At 54.5% G+C, this 18,206-nt stretch carries 17 protein-coding genes; 6 read left to right on the forward strand and 11 right to left on the reverse strand.

Going from position 1 to position 18,206, the window contains the following annotated elements; translation table 11 throughout:
* Positions 1-167: 167 nt before the first annotated feature.
* Together WN53_RS24885 and dsdX are read right to left on the reverse strand one after the other, a co-directional pair.
* Complete coding sequence (locus WN53_RS24885) at positions 168-1,499, reverse strand: D-serine ammonia-lyase (protein WP_024485918.1); 1,332 nt, start codon at positions 1,497-1,499, stop codon at positions 168-170.
* A gap of 17 nt (positions 1,500-1,516) precedes the next feature.
* Positions 1,517-2,854, reverse strand: a complete 1,338-nt coding sequence (gene dsdX, locus WN53_RS24890; RefSeq protein ID WP_024485917.1) for a D-serine transporter DsdX — start codon at positions 2,852-2,854, stop codon at positions 1,517-1,519.
* A gap of 245 nt (positions 2,855-3,099) precedes the next feature.
* Between dsdX and dsdC the strand changes: the two genes are divergently transcribed.
* Positions 3,100-4,041 (forward strand): DNA-binding transcriptional regulator DsdC, encoded by a 942-nt coding sequence (gene dsdC, locus WN53_RS24895; RefSeq protein ID WP_024485916.1) that lies wholly within the window; start codon positions 3,100-3,102, stop codon positions 4,039-4,041.
* On the opposite strand, the gene WN53_RS24900 is transcribed toward dsdC, so the two are convergent.
* The 6 genes from WN53_RS24900 to WN53_RS24925 all read right to left on the reverse strand — a co-directional run bounded on the left by WN53_RS24900 (position 4,038) and on the right by WN53_RS24925 (position 9,300).
* Positions 4,038-4,655: an ABC-type transport auxiliary lipoprotein family protein gene (locus WN53_RS24900; protein WP_024485915.1), complete on the reverse strand. Its 618-nt coding sequence runs from the start codon at positions 4,653-4,655 to the stop codon at positions 4,038-4,040. The genes dsdC and WN53_RS24900 overlap by 4 nt on opposite strands.
* Positions 4,652-5,593, reverse strand: coding sequence for an MlaD family protein (locus WN53_RS24905; protein ID WP_024485914.1), 942 nt, complete (start codon positions 5,591-5,593; stop codon positions 4,652-4,654). Before WN53_RS24905 ends, WN53_RS24900 begins: the two co-directional genes overlap by 4 nt.
* 3 nt (positions 5,594-5,596) lie before the next feature.
* The gene (locus WN53_RS24910) at positions 5,597-6,394 is read right to left on the reverse strand and encodes an ABC transporter ATP-binding protein (RefSeq protein ID WP_024485913.1); all 798 of its coding nucleotides are present in this window, start codon (positions 6,392-6,394) and stop codon (positions 5,597-5,599) included.
* Entirely contained in the window at positions 6,391-7,536 is a 1,146-nt protein-coding gene (locus WN53_RS24915; RefSeq protein ID WP_024485912.1) for an MlaE family ABC transporter permease, read from the reverse strand. Before WN53_RS24915 ends, WN53_RS24910 begins: the two co-directional genes overlap by 4 nt.
* Before the next feature lie 216 nt (positions 7,537-7,752).
* Entirely contained in the window at positions 7,753-8,070 is a 318-nt protein-coding gene (gene tmaR / locus WN53_RS24920) for a PTS system regulator TmaR (protein WP_021805836.1), read from the reverse strand.
* A gap of 162 nt (positions 8,071-8,232) precedes the next feature.
* Positions 8,233-9,300, reverse strand: a complete 1,068-nt coding sequence (locus tag WN53_RS24925; RefSeq protein ID WP_046808368.1) for an FUSC family protein — start codon at positions 9,298-9,300, stop codon at positions 8,233-8,235.
* Positions 9,301-9,472: 172 nt separating this feature from the next.
* Between WN53_RS24925 and WN53_RS24930 the strand changes: the two genes are divergently transcribed.
* Positions 9,473-10,219, forward strand: coding sequence for a S24 family peptidase (locus WN53_RS24930; RefSeq protein WP_024485911.1), 747 nt, complete (start codon positions 9,473-9,475; stop codon positions 10,217-10,219).
* Positions 10,220-10,320: 101 nt separating this feature from the next.
* On the opposite strand, the gene WN53_RS24935 is transcribed toward WN53_RS24930, so the two are convergent.
* Complete coding sequence (locus WN53_RS24935; protein ID WP_024485910.1) at positions 10,321-11,430, reverse strand: SDR family oxidoreductase; 1,110 nt, start codon at positions 11,428-11,430, stop codon at positions 10,321-10,323.
* A gap of 244 nt (positions 11,431-11,674) precedes the next feature.
* Between WN53_RS24935 and WN53_RS24940 the strand changes: the two genes are divergently transcribed.
* From WN53_RS24940 to sbcB, 3 genes are all read left to right on the forward strand, one after another.
* The gene (locus WN53_RS24940) at positions 11,675-11,860 is read left to right on the forward strand and encodes a hypothetical protein (protein WP_024485909.1); all 186 of its coding nucleotides are present in this window, start codon (positions 11,675-11,677) and stop codon (positions 11,858-11,860) included.
* A gap of 75 nt (positions 11,861-11,935) precedes the next feature.
* A complete protein-coding gene (locus WN53_RS24945; RefSeq protein WP_024485908.1) occupies positions 11,936-12,139 on the forward strand; it encodes a DNA polymerase III subunit theta in 204 nt (67 codons plus the stop codon).
* Positions 12,140-12,221: 82 nt separating this feature from the next.
* Positions 12,222-13,649, forward strand: coding sequence for an exodeoxyribonuclease I (sbcB, locus tag WN53_RS24950; protein WP_024485907.1), 1,428 nt, complete (start codon positions 12,222-12,224; stop codon positions 13,647-13,649).
* A gap of 323 nt (positions 13,650-13,972) precedes the next feature.
* Here sbcB and WN53_RS24955 read toward each other — a convergent pair whose 3' ends face one another.
* Both WN53_RS24955 and WN53_RS24960 read right to left on the reverse strand, forming a co-directional pair.
* Positions 13,973-15,346, reverse strand: coding sequence for an APC family permease (locus tag WN53_RS24955; RefSeq protein WP_024484982.1), 1,374 nt, complete (start codon positions 15,344-15,346; stop codon positions 13,973-13,975).
* 486 nt (positions 15,347-15,832) lie between these two features.
* Complete coding sequence (locus WN53_RS24960) at positions 15,833-17,251, reverse strand: glutamine synthetase family protein (protein ID WP_024484981.1); 1,419 nt, start codon at positions 17,249-17,251, stop codon at positions 15,833-15,835.
* A 397-nt stretch (positions 17,252-17,648) separates the two neighbouring features.
* Here WN53_RS24960 and puuR point away from each other — a divergent pair, with 397 nt between their 5' ends.
* On the forward strand, positions 17,649-18,206 hold the full coding sequence (gene puuR, locus WN53_RS24965) for an HTH-type transcriptional regulator PuuR (RefSeq protein WP_021805845.1): 558 nt from the start codon (positions 17,649-17,651) through the stop codon (positions 18,204-18,206).

Genomic DNA, 18,206 nt, shown 5'->3' on the forward strand with positions numbered 1-18,206 from the left:
TGACGACGATTTATTGTTCTTGTTGAGGGAAACGTGAGGAAGGATCTAGCGAAACGGGCGCAGCATGCAGCGCCCCTACAGGGTGAGCCGGTGGTAACTTGTTTGAGGATCGCACATGTTCGACCGTAGGGGCGCAGCATGCTGCACCCTTTTAACCGCATATAGCGCTAGCGTTTTGCCGCTGCGAGGTACTTGGCCATTTCTTCCTCAGGCACCATGCCACCGCCGGTTGCCCACACCAAATGCGTCGCATTAGCGATCCGTTGGGCATCGATCTGGTGGCGGTCCAGATAATGTGAGTCGGCGCAGACTCGAGCCGGCCCCGCCATGCCTGCCAATGCAGAAGGCTCCAACTGAATGCCCTCAATATCAGCGAGCAAACCAAGCAGGTCGTACATCTCCTGATCGCTCAGGGTATAGAAACCGTCCAGCAAGCGTTCCATGGCACGCCCGACAAACCCGGAAGCCCGGCCGACGGCCAATCCATCCGCCGCCGTGACGTTATCAATCCCCAGATCCTGCACCGCAATGTGATCGTGCAGCCCGGTGTGGATCCCAAGCAGCATGCAAGGTGAGTGCGTCGGCTCGGCAAAGATGCAGTGCACATGGTCACCAAACGCCAGCTTGAGGCCAAACGCTACGCCACCAGGCCCGCCGCCTACGCCACAGGGCAAATAGACAAATAACGGATGGTCTTGATCAACCTGGATGTTCATCTGCGCAAACTGCTTTTTCAGGCGACCACCGGCCACCGCATAGCCGAGGAACAGGGTTTGCGAGTTCTCATCATCAATAAAGAAACAGCGCGGGTCAGACTCCGCCTGCTTACGCCCTTGAGCCACCGCCACGCCGTAATCCTGCTCGTACTCCACCACGTTAACGCCGTGTTCACGCAGCTTACGTTTTTTCCAGGCGCGAGCGTCGGCAGACATATGCACGCTGACGCTGAACCCCAGCTTGGCACTCATGATGCCAATCGACATCCCCAGGTTGCCGGTTGAACCCACTGCGATGCTGTACTGGCTGAAGAACTGGCGGAACTTGTCGCTAAACAGGATGCTGTAATCGTCGTCTACAGACAGCATGCCCGCCTCGATGGCCAACTTTTCCGCATGAGTCAGCACTTCATAGATGCCACCACGGGCCTTGATAGAGCCAGAAATCGGCAAATGGCTGTCCTTTTTCAACCACATCTTGCCCGCGATAGCCTGCTCATAACGCTGCTCCAACGCGCTCTGCATCGCCGGGATCGCCACCACTTCAGACTCGATAATGCCGTTCGTTTGCTGCGTTTCGGGGAATGCCAGGCACAGATACGGAGCAAAGCGTTGCAAGCGCGCTTCGGCTTCGGCGACATCATTTTGCGTCAGCCCGACGTACGGTAACCCTTCCGCCAGCGTGGTCGTATTGGGGTTGAACCAGGTCACCGCTTCCAAATCCATCAGCCGTTGCACCAAAGGAAATTTCACTACCAGGTTTTCAATGTCTAACGTATTCATAATTAGTCTCTTTTGGTCTAGATGATATAAGAAAGCAGGAATGTGGTTCCCAGCGCAATCAGCGAAGCAATAAAGGTGGCCGAGGTATAATACTTAAACATCTCACTGAGCGTCGCGCCGCAGTATTGTTTAACCAGCCAGAACAGCGAGTCGGTGACGATGGTGCAACCGATGGCACCCGAGCCGATGGCCAACGCGATGATCTCCGGGCTGACGCCAGGGTAATGCGGCAATACGGGGGCAACAATGGCCGTTGCTCCCATCATCGCCACGGTGGCCGACCCCACCGCCGCATGCAGGCAGATAGCCACCAGCCAGGCCAGCAAGATCGGATGCATATCCATATTCGACAGGATCACGGCCAGCGTATCTGCCAGCCCACTGGCTTTTAATATGCCGTTGAATGCACCACCGGCCCCGATAATCAGCAAGATGTTGGCGATGGAAGAGAAGCCGTTTTCGGTTTTGGTCAGCAAGGTGCCCATGCCCATATTGCGGCGAATACCCAGCACGTAGTAGGCCACGAAGGCGGCAATAAACATGGCGGTGATCGGGTTGCCGATAAACTCCAGGAAGGTATACAGCGCGCTGTCTTTTGCCATGTAGAGTTCCGCTGCGGTTTTCACCAACATCAGAATGATCGGCAATAGCACGGTAAACAGTGTGGCACCCAACGAAGGCAAGTCCTGCTCGTTACGCACCTGCACGGAGGAAAACTCGGCGGGGACCGGTTTGAACGGCAGACGCTTACCGACCAGCTTGAGGAACAGCGGCCCACCAATCAGCGAAGCGGCCAGCCCGACAATCAAACCATACACAATCACCGAGCCCACATCGGCACCCAACTTGTTGGTGACAAACAGCGCCGCCGGATGTGGAGGAACCACACAGTGCACGGCCATCAATGCGGTACACAGCGGGATCGCCAGCTTCAGCAAGGAGGTATTGGTTTTTTTGGCAATCGAGAACGCCAGCGGGATCAGCAACACCACGCCCACTTCAACAAACAGCGTAATGCCGCAGACCAGCCCCACCAGCACCATGATCACGTCAGCCGATAGCCAACGGCACTTTTGCAAGGTGATGCCTATGCGTTCTGCCGCCCCGGACACTTCCATCATGTTGCCCAGAATGGTACCTAAACCAATCACCGCCGCCAGGAAGCCCAAGGTCCCGCCGATGCCGCCTTCAATGGCATTGACCATTTCCAGCGGGTTCATGCCCATCAGGGCTCCCACATAAAAACTGGCCAGCAACAACGCCAGGAACGGGTGGATCTTGAATTTTACGATAGTGAGAATAATGATAATGATGCTGCTTAATAACGTAGCGACTACCCAGATCTGCGAGTCCATGTTCAGCGTCCTTCCAGGATAAATTTCACTCCTATTGGAAACTAACGCCCCAGCGCTGACAAACGATCAAAACGCCTCTTCACATGAGCCAGATTCAATCAATCAGGTGATTTAGGTCAACATTTGGCACTATTCCTGCCTTTGAATCACATTGCTTCATCTTTAAGCCCGGGTTTCGCTATACTCCTTGATGATTTATAACCGGCGCAGCATGCGGCACCCCTACTGATTAACAGGCGATAACCATGTACGACGAAAAGCACCAACTCGCCCGCAACAGGCACCTGAATGGCTATCAGCTAGCCAAGCTGCATACGTTTGAGATTGCCGCGCGGCAAGGCTCGTTCGTGCTGGCCGCCGAAGAGTTGGCGATCACTCCCAGCGCCGTCAGCCATCGGATCAACAACCTGGAAGCCGAGTTGGGTTTTAAGCTATTTCAGCGCTTTCACCGCCGGATCGAACTGACCCCCGAGGGCGAGCGGCTATTCTGGGTATTGAAATCGTCACTCAGCTATCTCAATCAGGAGATACTGGAGATTAAAAGCCAGGAGCTGTCTGGCACTCTGACTATCTACTCCCGCCCGTCGATTGCCCAATGCTGGCTGGTGCCCAAGCTGGCGGACTTTGATCGCCAATATCCGGCCATCAGTCTGAATATTCTCACCGGCAACGAAATGGTGAACTTCCACGGGGCGGGGATCGATTTGGCGATCTATTTTGATGACAAAACGCCGGAGAAACTCGATTGCCAGCATTTGATGGATGAGTCGATCGTGCCCGTATGCAGCCCGGAGTACGCCGAGCGCCATGAGCTAGTGGGTAACCCCGCCAACCTGCGGCGCTGCACGTTATTGCACGATCGCCAGGCATGGAGTTACGACTCGGATATCGGGGAGTGGAATACCTGGGCCAAACACTTTGATCTGGAGTTTGCCGACGGGCAACGCGGTATGGGGTTTGATCGTTCGGATCTAGCGGTGATCGCGGCCATGAACCACGTGGGAATTGCCATGGGCCGCAAGAAGTTGGTGAGCAAGCGCCTGGAGAATAACGAACTTATCGCGCCCTTCCCCGGCATGGAAATGCAATGCGCACAGCGCTACTACATTTCCACGCTCTCGGACCGGCAATGGCCTAAAATCAACGCCTTTATCCAGTGGTTAAAGGCCATGGCCGACGAGTCTTAATTAGCCGCCTGCTGGCGTGCCCATGCCAGCGTTTGTGCTGCCAGCTTATCGCTGGCCAGGCCAAAGGCCTGCACGACGTTGTCCATCGATGTGCCGTGGATCGGCTCGCGTACTACAAAGCTGCGGTTGGCGATCGCTTCACGATCTGAAGTACGCACCAAGCGAGCGTCAAAACGGATCACCACCTCACCCTGCTGACCGTTATAAACCCCTTGGAACGACACCAAATCCCCACCTAGCTCCAGATCTGCCTGCAGATTGTCATCGTCGCTGCTCACCGAACGGAAATGGCCATTGGTGCGGAACTCCTGGATCAGGCGATTACGCAGCAATAACGGGGCCGGATCGCTCCAACGCGAACCGCTAAAAGAGGTGATCTCCGAACCCTGTGGCTGAACGGCGATCCGCGTACCGTTTAAAAACTGGTTGGAATTGGGCTGAACAATGCGCACCGTCTGTTTTGACGCAGGGCCCCCGTCCACCGCCGTTGGCAAGGCAGGCAACAGAAACACCTGTTGTACCGGGCTGGGCGGCAAAATGGTGCATGCGGCCAGCGGCATCACGGCGACCAGCACCAACAACCGTAGCATCTGGCGAAGTTTTAGCTTAATCATTTAGGGGTAAACTCCTTGGTACGTTCGCGGCCCCTGAGCAAGGCGGACGGGTTCTCTTCCAGGCGGCTCATGGCACCGCGTAGGGTCAATAAGGTTCTGCGTAATTCATCTACCGCCGGGCCAAGATCGTTGAATCCCTGGATGCCGCTATTCAGTGACTGCTGATTTTCACCAATCAGCTTGTTGAGCAGCGCGGTGGTTTTCTCAAGCGATGCCATGGTGTTGGCCGCATTGGCGACCAATTGCTTGCCCTGCCCGTCCAACAGCACGTTGGCATTGCGCACCAACCGATTAGTTTGCGCCAGCGTATCGTTGCTTTGCTTGGTCACCAGCGCCAGCTGCTGCAGGATGGTGCGGATATCTTCACGTTGCCCGGCTACGGTAGAGGTAATCTGTTCCAGATTATCCAGCGTATTCACCAAACGCTGCTGATTGTCCGGCGTCATTAGCTGATTCAAACGCACCAGCACCTGGTTGACATTGCTCATCACGTCTTCGCCATTGGCGAGCAACTGGGTCAACGGCGATGGCGTGGCGATAATCACCGGGATTGCCCCATCCTCTCCTGTGAGCATCGGGCTGGTTTCACTCCCACCGCTGAGCTGGATATTGGACGTACCGGTAATGCCCGCTATCGCCAGGCGAGCCTGGGTATCCTCACGGATCGGCGCAGAGGCCGCGACCCGAATGCGCGCCCAGACTTTGGTAGGCACGTTGGGATCCAACCGCAGCATAGTCACTTCCCCCACGCGGATCCCACTGTAATTGACCGTGCTGCCCTGTGACAGGCCGCTAACGGCTTCATTGAACACGATATCGTACTGCTTGAACTGGCGATCGGTGCCAGACTTGGTCAACCACAGGCTGAACAGCAGCACGGCGGTGAAAATAATCAGCGTAAATAAACCAATCAAGACATGATGCGCACGGGTTTCCATTTGTTATTGCCTCTCTGGGATATTCGTTACGGCCTGCTGTGCCGCCCGCCCACGCGGGCCGTGGAAATACTCTTGGATCCAGGCATCGTCAGTGGCGGCTACCACCTCCAGCGTATCCACCACCAGCACCTTCTTCTGCGAAAGTACCGCTACCCGGTCGCAGATTGTATAAAGCGTATCGAGGTCGTGGGTGACCAGAAACACCGTTAACCCCAAGGCATCGCGCAACGTACGGATCAGGCTGTCAAAGGCGGCGGCACCAATCGGATCCAGCCCGGCCGTTGGCTCATCCAGAAATACGATTTCCGGATCCAACGCCAGCGATCGGGCCAACGCGGCACGCTTTACCATGCCGCCAGAAAGCGAGGCCGGATACTTGTTGCCAGCACTGGCAGGCAGCCCCGCTAACGCCAACTTCACCTGTGCCAGCTGCTCGGCATCACGGCGCGGTAAGCCTGCGTATTCAATCAGCGGCAGCGCCACGTTTTCCGTTACCGTCAGCGAGCTGAACAAGGCTCCGCGCTGAAACAGCACGCCAAATCGCCTTTCCAGCACGGAGCGGCGCGTACCCGAGAGCGCCATCAGATCCTCGCCAAAGACGTGGATCTGGCCAGCGGTTGGGCGACGTAGACCAACGATGCTGCGCAACAGCACGGATTTACCGGTGCCCGAACCGCCGACCACGCCCAGGATTTCTCCTCGGTGCACGTCCAGATCGAGGTCCACATGCACGCATTGGGTGCCAAAACAGTTTCGCAACTTACGGATGCGGATAATGGCTTCCGGGGTCGTCTGGCTCACACGCCCATCTCCATGAAGAACAGTGCGGCGACCGCATCCAGCAGGATCACCACAAAGATTGAATGCACGACGCTGGCGGTGGTATGTGCCCCTACCGACTCGGCACTACCGCTGACTTTAAACCCTTCCAGACAGCCGATAATGGCGATCAGGAACGCAAATACCGGCGCCTTGCTCATGCCCACCAGGAAGTTCTGAAAACCGCCGCTGCTCTGCGTGATGGTTAAAAACATGGTTGGTGAGATATCCAGCGTCAGGGCGCAGACGACCATGCCACCAAAGATGCCGCTAATCATGCCGATGAAGGTCAGCATCGGCAACGCCAGGAGCAACGCCAACACGCGCGGCAGCACCAGCAGTTCAACCGGGTTCAGCCCCATCGCCTGAATAGCGTCTATTTCCTCGTTGGCCTTCATCAGCCCGAGCTCTGCGGTAAAGGCGCTAGCGGTACGGCCCGCCATCAAGATGGCCGTCAGCAGCACTGCAAACTCTCGCAGGAAGGAAAACACCACCAGTTGCACGGTAAAAATGCTGGCACCGAAGGTAGACAGGACGGTTGAACCCAGGAAAGCGATGACTGCCCCCACCAGGAAGGTCAGCAGCATAATGATCGGCACCGCGTTCAGGCCGATTTGCTGGAGATTGGCCACCAGCGAGGTGATCCGCCAGCGCGTTGGGCGTAGCAGACTGGCAAACAGGGTTTGCAATGTCAGGCCGATAAACCCCAGCAGGGCTACCAGGTTGTGCCAGAAATTTTCCATCGACCGGCCGACGTTGGCCAGCAGCTCGATTGCCAGACCGGGCGGTTTTTCTGCCGGTGGTGGCTCAAATCCTTGCAAAGCACGGCCAACGGTTTCCAGCAGCACGCGGCGTTCCACAGGGAGCGTGGGGGCTAACTGTTTGAGATCGGATATCCGTTGGTCACCCAGCAGATTGACCAGCAAGGTAGCACCTGCCGTATCCAGACTGCCCAGTTGGCTGAGATCGAACACCACATTGGCAGGCAGGCGAGCTTGCAGTTGCCCAACGGCGGGTTCCAACAGGCGATAATGTGCCAGCACCCAATCCCCAGATGCCAAGATACGGGGAGGATGAAGCGTCTCGTCCAGGTTGAGAAAGGTGCTGAGTTGCTGTTCTGCCATCGATGACAGCCTCTGCTGGCGAAGAAATTTATACCCGTCGACCTTCAAGCGGCAGCTTGAAAGCGATTGGGCAAAGTCTATTTATAACATTAGCGTAGCGGCTTTAAGCAGATTTGCTATAGCACGGTAACTTATCGTTATTGTTTAAGGTCGTTCAGGGCACAGCCCCCTGAAAAGACGCAGGGCCGGGAGATCCCCAGCCCTGCTTGACGCGAATTACTTCACTTCGCCCATAGCTTTCAGCTTTTTGGACAGCTCGCGGCGTTCTTTCGACAGATCGGCATTTTTGATGATGTAATCATCAACGCGATCTTCATAGTCACCGCGCATGTTGGCGATGATGCCCTGAATGTCTTCAATGCTCATGCCCGGCTTGATGTACTCGCTCAGGTTGTCGAGCAGCAGCACACGCTTCTGGTTGTCACGAATTTTCTTTTCGTTGTCGACAATTTCACGCTGTAGCTTGTTTTTACGGCGGAACATACGCACAAACTCCAGAACGTCCTGGAAACTCGGCTTATTTGCATTATCCATCTTCATACCCTTGCTTTAGTAATACACAGATTCTATTGGCTTACGGCCACAATGATACCAAGATACAGGGTTGTGGCCGTCAGACACAACTGTCATTGCCCTATCTTACCCACTTTAGCGCATTGACCCTATCCTGATGCGCCTGCTTCATGATCTGATCCACTATTCCTGAGCATTGGCCGTACAGACTTTGAGCAGATCGCCCAACTCTTCCAACTGCTGTGCCAGTTCCATACTCAGCCAGACATAGCCATAGATAGGTGCTTCGCTGAGTTGAGCGGCACTGGCCTCTTGCATTAATGTCTTCAGCTCTGCGGAAATATCGCTCAGTTCCCCAGCAATGACCTGCGCATGCAGGGGCTCGCCATCTCGCATAATATTCGCCAGCGATTCGATCGCGCGCTGCGTTAACAGTTGAGAGCTGCGCAAGGTTTTGGCATTGAGCATAATAAAGTGGGTTTCACGCGAGGCCCAGTAAGCATCGGCCAACAGCTCCAACGTGCAAACCAGATTGCGGCTCAGGGTCTGTACCGCTTCAAAGACCGGTTTGGCGATATGAGTCTCTTTGCTGGCGGGGGCGATCAGTGCGCGTAGCTTCACCACATCGCCCAGCAGGTTTTTGAGCCGAGGCTCCAACCGGGGCCGCTCAATCATGTTGGGTGAAAGGTAAGCGCCGTAGATCTTCCCTACCGTCTCCAAGCAATCAGCCATTTTCATTCGCCACAACACATAAGCTCGCTGTGGGTAGATGCTGGTAAACAACAGCGCCAGCAACGAACCAAAAATCACATCGCCACTGCGCCACAGTGCGATATAGATATCGCCAGCCCCGGCACCGATGACCACCGCCAGCGTAATGCCCACCAGCAAGGCCATATAGGGTCGTTTGCCGAGCGTCAGATAACCACAGGCAAACATCACCACCCCACACCAGGCCAGCATCACCGGCAGCGAATACAGCTCCAGGTATAGCGCAATCAGGCCAGAGGCCGCGCCAAACACCGTACCGGCAATACGTTCCAGCGCCCGTTGCAGCACGTTACCCCAAAAAGAGATCGGCCCCATCACGACGATCAGCGTGATCAACGGCCAAGTACCTTCCGGGACCGCCAATAGCCGGATCAGCAGGAAGGTCAGGATAAAGGCCAACCCGATCCGTACTCCGTGGACAATACGGTAATTACGGTAGATCAGGTGTTCAAAAGAAGAGATTTTTCTATCCAGACGCACGCTTGTACCCGCCAACCCTGCTGTAAAACCCTTATTTTAGTGGAACAATGTGGCTGACGTACAACACAAGCTGTAGAAAGATGTTTCCTGGTTAGGAATAGGTTTAGGTTGGCGCTAAAGATTTTAGCGGCGGAGGATTTACCTTTTTGCTAAAGAATGAGACCATCGGCGCATGGAAACCAAAGAAATCAGGCGCAACAACCTGCGCGATCTGATGGCACGTTTCGCCCGGCAAGGCACCAACCAGAATGAGTTCGCCATCCTGGTGGGATCTTCTGCGCCAACGCTGAGCCAGATCACCGGTGAAAAATCCTCCCGCAACCTGGGCGACAATCTCGCCAGACGCATTGAGGCCAAACTTGGCTTGCCCAAAGGCTGGTTCGATGTATTCCATGAAAAGGCGCTGGAACAGCCGTTTGCCAACGTGGCGGCCGAATCGGATTTCCAACCGGCACGGCTCAAACCCGTGGTATGGGAAGATACCGAGCAGGACAAGGAAGAGTTTGTGGAGATCCCATTGCTGGATATCGATTTCTCCGCCGGTGACGGCTGCTACGAAATTGTCGATAGTGAAGAGTTCTCGCTGATCTTCCGCCGCTACTATCTGCACAAGATGGGGGTGCCGGTGAACGCGGCACGCATTATCCGCATTTCAGGTTCCAGCATGGAACCCCGGTTGCAGGATGGTGATGTGGTGGGTATCAATACCGTCGATACCCGTATCCGCGAAGGAAAAACCTATGCCATCCGCCACGGCAATCTGTTACGGGTCAAAATCCTGATTGAGCAACCCGACGGTGGCGTAGTCATCCGCTCTCTGAATCGGGAAGAATACCAGGATGAACGGCTCAGCTATCCACAGCGCAAAGACCAACTGGTGGTACTGGGCCGCGTATTCTGGTCTTCCTCGTCCTGGTAGCGGTTGCCGATTATTTTGCTGAATTTGTACTGACGTTCCTTCTCTGGGCTAACATCGTAGGGGCGCTGCATGCAGCGCCCCTACATACGAGCAGTTATCCGCTATTTAAAATCCACCGCCATTTGCTGCGGTATCGACAACCCACGGGTCGATTGCACGCAGCGGCCAATATAATCGGTAAAGCGTGGCGGCTTAGGCATGCCCAGCTTGAGGATTTTTTCGTTGCTAAAGCGCACGTTCAGCATGGCAAAGGAGCCGTACAGGCGCATCGCTTTCAACATCAGGCGCTCATTGCACGGCCCGAAGATATCCTTCAACTGTTTACGCATTTGCAACAGGGCTTCGTAGCTGACCTGCGCATAGCGATCACCCACCGGTGGCTCCTCTAGTGCGGCGGCGATGGCATAATCGATATCCGCAAAACTGACGCTGCTCTCCTCTCCCGCCGAGATATGGTAAACATCGTTATCCAAGCTTTCGCGGTTGAGCAGCATCACTAACGCATCGGCGCAATAATCCACCGGGATCACATCGATACTATCTTGCAGCGAACACATAAACTTACGCAGCATCAACGCCATACTGAATACCCAGAAAATACTGCTGGAGGGTTTGCAACCCAACTGCGTATGCCCCACTACGATCGAGGGCCGGGCGATCACCAGCGGCAGCTGTGGGCAGGTCTGCCGCATCAGTTGCTCGATGGTCGATTTGGAGCGGGTATATTCCACCAAGTGTTCGGCCGTTTCCTCAAACTCGGCGCTTTCTGCCACCAACGACCCCACCTGAGGTGCGCAAGACATTGCCGTGCCCACATGCAGAAAACGTTTTAATCCAACCACCTGAGCCATTCGCTGCGCAAATGCCAACGTGCCTTCAACGTTAACCTTCCAAATAAGTGGGTTATTACCAAATGACGCCACCGCGGCACAGTTAACGACATGAGTTACCTGGTTAATGCGGGCGTCAGACAAAAAGTATTCCGGCTCGCTTAAGTCACCCAGTAAAATATTCTCCACCGTGAGCTTACTCAGAATGTTTTTATCTATATTGAACTTTTCCATATTAGTGAAAATACGGTTCAAGCCCTGTTCTTCGGTTTCCGCACGCACCAACAATAGATAGTTAACTTTTTGATTTTCCGTCAGTAACTTTTCAAGCACCGCACCACCGAGAAAGCCAGTCGCCCCAGTCAACAGTAACGTTTTCATCTTACACACCTACATTTGCATTGAATGAGGTGGAGTGTATGCCTATATTTATAAACCAGAAGTAAATAGAAATTAACTGATTACGTAACGACTCTTCTTAATATTATCTTAAGGAATGTCCTGAAACACTCACAGGCAATTAGTAACAGCTCAGCGCATCTTTTATTCCGTTTGTTTAATTAACATTTATGTTATCTCTGATTTAATTAATGAGATTAATCCCATGCGCTTTTTAGGAGTTATCATGAGCTACAACCAAAAGGTCTGGCTGACTGTATTAACCGTTTGCACGCTATTCTGGCTGGCTCTGATTAGCGGTATCTATACCTATGCTAAATCCCTGGATCATCAGCACGATCATGGCCAGCAGGAACAAGCGATGAGCATCAAGCCAGTAAAGCACCACCCCACTCTGGCACAGGCGCTGTGAAGGTTCTGCCCTGAATGAGGTAGCGACAAATTCTCTTTAGCCACATATTATGCGCTATCGAATAGGGAGAAAGACATGCCACGACCACTGGATGGCCTACCCCAGCAAGAACGTGAAAGGATCCAAACCGATTTGCTGGCACTCAGAATTATTTATAGCGAACGCTACGGCTACGCCGCCGAATGGGAAAGCGCCGAAACGCACGTCCCCACGCATCTACGCGGCTACTTTCAGCAACGGCTGAACTTCTATCGTACTGCGCAGCGCCACTCAATTTAACGTTAAGCATTAACCAATACTTGGCATCGGTGATCGCGCCGTTACAATAGGGCTATTCCCTACGCCAACAAGAGATGCGACTTTGAGCAGCAAGGCACCGGCCACATTCTACATACACGACTACGAAACCTTCGGCAAAAGCCCGTCAATGGACCGCCCGGCGCAGTTTGCCGGGGTGCGTACCGATATGGATTTCAACATTATCGAAGAACCGCAGGTGTTTTACTGTGCGCCAGCCGATGACTACCTGCCCGATCCCGAAGCGGTGATGATCACCGGCATCACGCCACAAGAGGCGCTGGCCAAAGGCGTTAACGAGGCCGAGTTTGCCCGCCGTATCCACGAAGCGTTCAGCGTCCCTGGCACCTGCATTCTGGGTTATAACAATATCCGCTTTGACGATGAAGTCAGCCGCAACATCTTTTACCGCAGCTTCTACGATCCTTACGCCTACAGCTGGCAAAACGGCAATTCCCGCTGGGATCTGCTGGATGTGATGCGGGCCTGCTACGCCCTGCGCCCGGAAGGCATCATCTGGCCAGAAAACGAAGATGGCTTCCCCAGTTTCCGTCTGGAACATCTGACGCGAGCCAACGGCGTTGAACACGAACACGCTCACGATGCGATGTCCGATGTGCATGCCACCATTGCCATGGCCAAGCTGGTCAAACAGGCGCAGCCAAGGCTGTTTGACTACCTGTTGCAGCACCGCAATAAGCACAAGCTCAATGCGCTGATCGACGTCGCGGAAATGACGCCGTTAATGCACGTTTCCGGCATGTTTGGCGCGGCGCGGGGTAACACCAGTTGGGTTTCACCGCTGGCCTGGCACCCAGACAATAAAAATGCGGTAATTATGTGCGATCTGGCAGGGGATATTACCCCGTTGCTGGAGCTGAATGCCGACGAGCTGCGTGAACGCCTCTACACCCGCCGCGATCAATTGGCAGCCGATCAGGCCCCAGTGCCGATCAAGCTGGTACATATCAATAAATGCCCGGTGCTGGCTCCAGCCAAGACGCTGCTGCCAGAAAACGCAGACAGGCTAGGCATCGATCGTCAGGCGTGTCTGGATAATCTGAAGGTGCTGCGCCAGCACCCAGAGATCCGTGAAAAAGTGGTAGCCATATTTGCCGAAGCCGCTCCTTTCACCCCGAACGATGATGTGGATGCCAAACTGTACGACGGTTTCTTCAGCGATGCCGACAAAGCGGCGATGAGGATCATCCAACAAACCAAACCGCAGAATCTACCCGCGCTTGATTTGACCTTCAGCGATGGCCGGATGAAAGAGCTGCTGTTCCGCTTCCGGGCCCGTAACTACCCCAATACGCTGGACGATGCCGAGCAGCGCCGCTGGTTGCAGCACCGCCAGGAGGTGCTGAGTGCCGAGCGGGTGCAAAGTTATATCTTGCAGTTGGAGTCGCTGTACAACCTGCACGAAGGGGATAAAGAGAAGATGGCGTTGCTGAAGGCGCTGTTTGACTATGGTAAACAGTTGGTGGGGTAACCCTCACCCTAACCCTCTCCCAAAGGGAGAGGGGACTGAACGTGCTACATACTTAACTACAGTATTCGTCCTCTACATCAGCCCGTTTCAGATCAACTCTGAGGTACGCCACTCATCCTCTGCATCAACCTGGTTACAGATTAACTTCCGCACCTGACCACAACGCCATACCAGCTCCCTCTCCCTGTGGGAGAGGGTTGGGGTGAGGGGAGCCGCAAGTACCTCAGCCACCTTCTCACTGAACGGCATTACATTTCTTCAAGCAAACAAAAAGGGTTCCAACATGTGGAACCCTTTTTGCTATCGCGAGGCAGGCGAGTGGATTAAGCCACGTCTTCGCTTGCCTGTGGCACCGGCAGGCTGAAGCTGCGGGTGACAAACGTCAGATACAGCAGGCCAATTGCCGCCCAGACCAGGCCCAGCGTCATCGAGCTGACTTCCAGGTTGACCCACAATGCACCGACGGTTAACGCCCCCATCACCGGCAGGATCAGGTAGTTGAAGGTGTCTTTCAGCGTACGGTTACGTTTCTCGCGAATGTAGAACTGCGAGATCACCGACAGGTTAACGAAGGTAAACGCGATCAATGCACCAAAGTTGATCAGTGCCGTAGCGGTGACCAGATCGAACGAAACGGCAGACAGCGCAATCGCGCCAACCAGCAGCACGTTCAGCGCCGGGGTACGCCATTTTGGATGCACATAACCGAAGAAACGCTCCGGGAATACGCCATCACGGCCCATGACGTACATCAGACGGGAAACACCCGCGTGAGATGCCATACCGGAAGCCAGTACGGTTACGCACGAGAACACCAGGATCACCGACTGGAAGAACTTGCCAGCCACATACAGCATGATTTCCGGCTGTGATGCGTCAGGATCTTTGAAGCGCGAGATATCCGGGAAGTACAGCTGCACGAAGTACGACACCACGATAAAGATCACGCCGCCGATCAAGGCCGTCAGGAAGATGGCTTTCGGGATCACGTTTTCTGCATCTTTGGTTTCTTCGGATAACGAGCTGATGCCGTCAAAACCGAGGAACGAGAAGCACAGAATGGTCGCACCGGTGATCATCGGCACTACGTGCGCGTTGTCAGACCAGAACGGACGGCTGCTCACCAGCGTACCGGCGCCTTCACCGTGGGAGATACCGTTAATCACCAGGCCCAGGAACACGATCATAATCGCCACCTGTACCACCACGATAATGGAGTTCAGGTTGGCTACCAGCTTGATGCCACGCAGGTTGAACGCCGTCATCAAGGCAACCAGGGCCGCAACGAAGATCCACGAAGGTACACCCGGGAAAATGGCTTCCAGGTAAATTTTTGCCAACAGGATGTTGATCATCGGCATGAACAGGTAGTCCAGCAGTGATGACCAACCCACCATAAAGCCGACGTGCGGGCTGATGGCTTTCTGGGCATAGGTATAGGCAGAACCGGCGGAAGGGAATTTCTTCACCAGTTTGCCGTAGCTCAGGGCGGTAAACAGGATCGCCAGCAGAGCAAAGGCGTACGCGGTCGCGACGTGACCGTCGGTCAGGCCGGAGACGATGCCGAAGGTGTCAAAGATGGTCATTGGCTGCAAATAGGCCAGACCCATCATGACGACCGGGACTAAAGTCAGTGTTTTACGCAGTTGGGCGCGCTGGCCGGCAGCTGGTGCGGCGGTGATGATGTTATCGGACATCGCGAAGCCCCCCCTTACCTTCAGTCTTGCGGATAATAGACACGCCAAGACTCAAGGTTGCGGGGAAACTTCGCAACGTGCGACTGAATTCTAAAAGGGGGATGAGGGAAGCTGGATAACTAGGCACAAAAGCCTGTGTTGCTCCATAATCGCTGCGACCGCAACGGAAACCGGCGGGCACCGGTGCCAAGGTGAAAAATTGCCCCATCTTTCTTATCCTCATGAGTCACGACCATAAAGTTTTGGTTGATCGCGACGAACCTATTTATCTATCCGGCTCGATGTCCGGCCTCGCTTGATGTATGAAACGCACGTTTGTAGAACTTAATGCAAAAAAAATAACCGACGCGTTAAAACGTCGGCTATCTGCATTTCGCGTATTTTGCCATAAGATCACAGAAAGACAAGATCCTGAAACCTTCTAATACAAATTCTTTTGCTTAATATCAGGAAAAAGCCCCTTCATTGCCATCAGGGTACCTGATATCAGGCATTTTTCAGCATCCAGTCGATCTCGGTTTCCGTCACCAATCTTTCAAACTGCATCAGTTCACCCATTTTGCAGGCGTGATAAACCTGTGAAAAGCGTTCGCCGAGGTAGTGCGTCAGTTCGTGCTGATGCTCGAATTCGTAAAGGGCATCGCTTTGGCGGATCGGGAACGGTAGCCCCTCCTGTTCCAAACCGTTGCCGGTCACTGGCTCAGGCAACGGTAATTCGGTATCTAGCCCGTACAGCATCCCCGCCAGGATCGTCGCCACCACCAGATAAGGGTTGGCATCGGCACCGGCAACGCGGTACTCCACGCGGTGGTTCTGCGCATCGCCACAGGGAATGCGCAACGCCACGGTACGGTTGTTATGCCCCCAGGACGCCTGGACCGGCACATACATCCCCGGCTGGAAACGGCGGAACGCATTGACGTTGGGTGCCAGCACCGCCATCGATGCGGGCATCAAGGCGATCATCCCGGCTAATGTCCGCTTAAGCAGCGCCGAGTCTTCGCCATCCGCTTCGGCAAACAGGTTTTTCCCCGCACTGTCTACCACGCTGAGATGGACGTGCATGCCACTCCCCGCGTAATCCTCATAAGGTTTCGCCATAAAGGTGGCATGCATATGGTGATGTTCGGCCACCTGACGCACCAACCGCTTCAGCGCCAGCGCATGATCGCAGGCTTGCAGTACGTTGTCGGTGTGATTCAGGTTCACCTCGAACTGGCCGGGGGAAGCTTCAGCCACCGCGCCATCCGCCGGTAGCCCTTGCATCTGTGCCAGCGTGTCGATGTCGTTGAGCACCCCAGCAAAATGGTTGAGGTTATCCAGCGAATAGACCTGGCTCTGTACGTTGCGCTCCTGAGTACCCGGTGCGCACGGCGGCTGCAGATAACCTGCCGAGTCTCGCTGTCGATCGATGAGATAAAACTCCAACTCTACCGCTACCACCGGGAACAGTCCGCGCTGGCGCAACGCCTGCCATATTCGGTTCAGTACATTGCGGGGTTCAACGTCAAAGGGAGTACCATCTTCATCCAGCATGGTCAGTAGCACCTGACCGATATGTTCCGGATCCGCCGCCGACGGCGTCAGCGTACCGGGCACGGGCATGCAGATCCGATCCGGTTCGCCCAATTCCTGGCCCAATCCGGCCTCTTCGACCACGTTGCCCAAAATGTCCATAGCGAACACCGAGGCGGGGAAATAGCAGCCTTTTTCAACTTTTTTCAACCCGGAGACGGGAATGCGTTTACCGCGGAAGGAACCATTGAGATCGGTGAGAAGGATATCGATATACTGCGTGGCAGGATGGCGTTCCAAATAGTGAGCAACCTCACTTTGGAACGCGCTACTTCGCCTTTCTTCATTATGCTGTGCAAAATCTTCTACTACTGCGCTATTGGTTTGCATACATCACCTGCCGTTGTGCTCTTGGGAATGCCTTCGCATCCGCTTGCCGATTGACTTAACACATGGTTTGATTTCTCTGTAGAGTGCGCCACAGGCTGGCGCTCAAAATAACACCCATAACATGAAACATAGCTTTAACATAAATGGTTTGCAAATGTTACAATGGCGTTTGATTATTCGCCAGGGACTGCTAAATTGATAAAATATTGACCGAAAAGGCGTTGTTTGCGCTTTGTTGGTACAGAATTTCTTCCGCCAGACCAGGGGGAAACATGGGCAATATATTTTACAACGGCCGCCCAACTACCGATATCATGTGGTTTCGATATCACTCAGACAGGTACCCGGCTCCGGGTGTGCTCCCAACCTGTCGCTCCTACCAGAAGGAACTACCGCTATGAGCGAAGTCAGCTTGGCACCAGGCAAGCGCCTGTCGCAGATCCGTCAGCACTTGGGTTTGTCACAGCGTAGGGTCGCCGAACTGTCCGGATTAACCCACAGCGCCATCAGCACCATTGAGCAGGACAAAGTCAGCCCTGCCATCAGTACGCTGCAGAAACTGCTGAAGGTCTATGGGTTATCGCTGTCTGAATTTTTTGCTGAACCTGAACGGCCAGATGAACCCAAAGTGGTGATCGAGCCGGACGATCTGATTGAGATCGGCAGCCAAGGCGTTTCGATGAAGCTGGTGCATAACGGCAGCCCAACCCGCAGCCTGGCCATGATGCTGGAGACCTATCAACCAGGCACCACTACCGGTGAGAAGATCAAGCATCAGGGCGAAGAGATCGGCACGCTGCTGGAAGGGGAGATCATGCTGACGGTCAACGGCCAGACCTATCTGCTGACGGCTGGCCAGAGCTATGCCATCAACACCGGCATGCCCCACAGCTTCAGCAATACCTCAACGCGCGTTTGCAAGATCGTCAGCGCGCACACCCCAACCACCTTCTGA

Source organism: Serratia fonticola, assembly GCF_001006005.1.
Classification (GTDB): domain Bacteria; phylum Pseudomonadota; class Gammaproteobacteria; order Enterobacterales; family Enterobacteriaceae; genus Chania; species Chania fonticola.

Bases quoted from the DNA above. Each gene is read 5' to 3' on its own strand.
- WN53_RS24885 (WP_024485918.1), bottom strand. From the start codon at position 1,499: ATGAATACGTTAGACATTGAAAACCTGGTAGTGAAATTTCCTTTGGTG.
- WN53_RS24915 (WP_024485912.1), bottom strand. From the start codon at position 7,536: ATGGCAGAACAGCAACTCAGCACCTTTCTCAACCTGGACGAGACGCTT.
- tmaR (WP_021805836.1), bottom strand. From the start codon at position 8,070: ATGGATAATGCAAATAAGCCGAGTTTCCAGGACGTTCTGGAGTTTGTG.
- WN53_RS24945 (WP_024485908.1), top strand. From the start codon at position 11,936: ATGCCACGACCACTGGATGGCCTACCCCAGCAAGAACGTGAAAGGATC.
- WN53_RS24900 (WP_024485915.1), bottom strand. From the start codon at position 4,655: ATGATTAAGCTAAAACTTCGCCAGATGCTACGGTTGTTGGTGCTGGTC.
- WN53_RS24940 (WP_024485909.1), top strand. From the start codon at position 11,675: ATGAGCTACAACCAAAAGGTCTGGCTGACTGTATTAACCGTTTGCACG.
- puuR (WP_021805845.1), top strand. From the start codon at position 17,649: ATGAGCGAAGTCAGCTTGGCACCAGGCAAGCGCCTGTCGCAGATCCGT.
- WN53_RS24960 (WP_024484981.1), bottom strand. From the start codon at position 17,251: ATGCAAACCAATAGCGCAGTAGTAGAAGATTTTGCACAGCATAATGAA.
- WN53_RS24955 (WP_024484982.1), bottom strand. From the start codon at position 15,346: ATGTCCGATAACATCATCACCGCCGCACCAGCTGCCGGCCAGCGCGCC.
- dsdC (WP_024485916.1), top strand. From the start codon at position 3,100: ATGTACGACGAAAAGCACCAACTCGCCCGCAACAGGCACCTGAATGGC.
- WN53_RS24930 (WP_024485911.1), top strand. From the start codon at position 9,473: ATGGAAACCAAAGAAATCAGGCGCAACAACCTGCGCGATCTGATGGCA.
- WN53_RS24905 (WP_024485914.1), bottom strand. From the start codon at position 5,593: ATGGAAACCCGTGCGCATCATGTCTTGATTGGTTTATTTACGCTGATT.
- dsdX (WP_024485917.1), bottom strand. From the start codon at position 2,854: ATGGACTCGCAGATCTGGGTAGTCGCTACGTTATTAAGCAGCATCATT.
- WN53_RS24935 (WP_024485910.1), bottom strand. From the start codon at position 11,430: ATGAAAACGTTACTGTTGACTGGGGCGACTGGCTTTCTCGGTGGTGCG.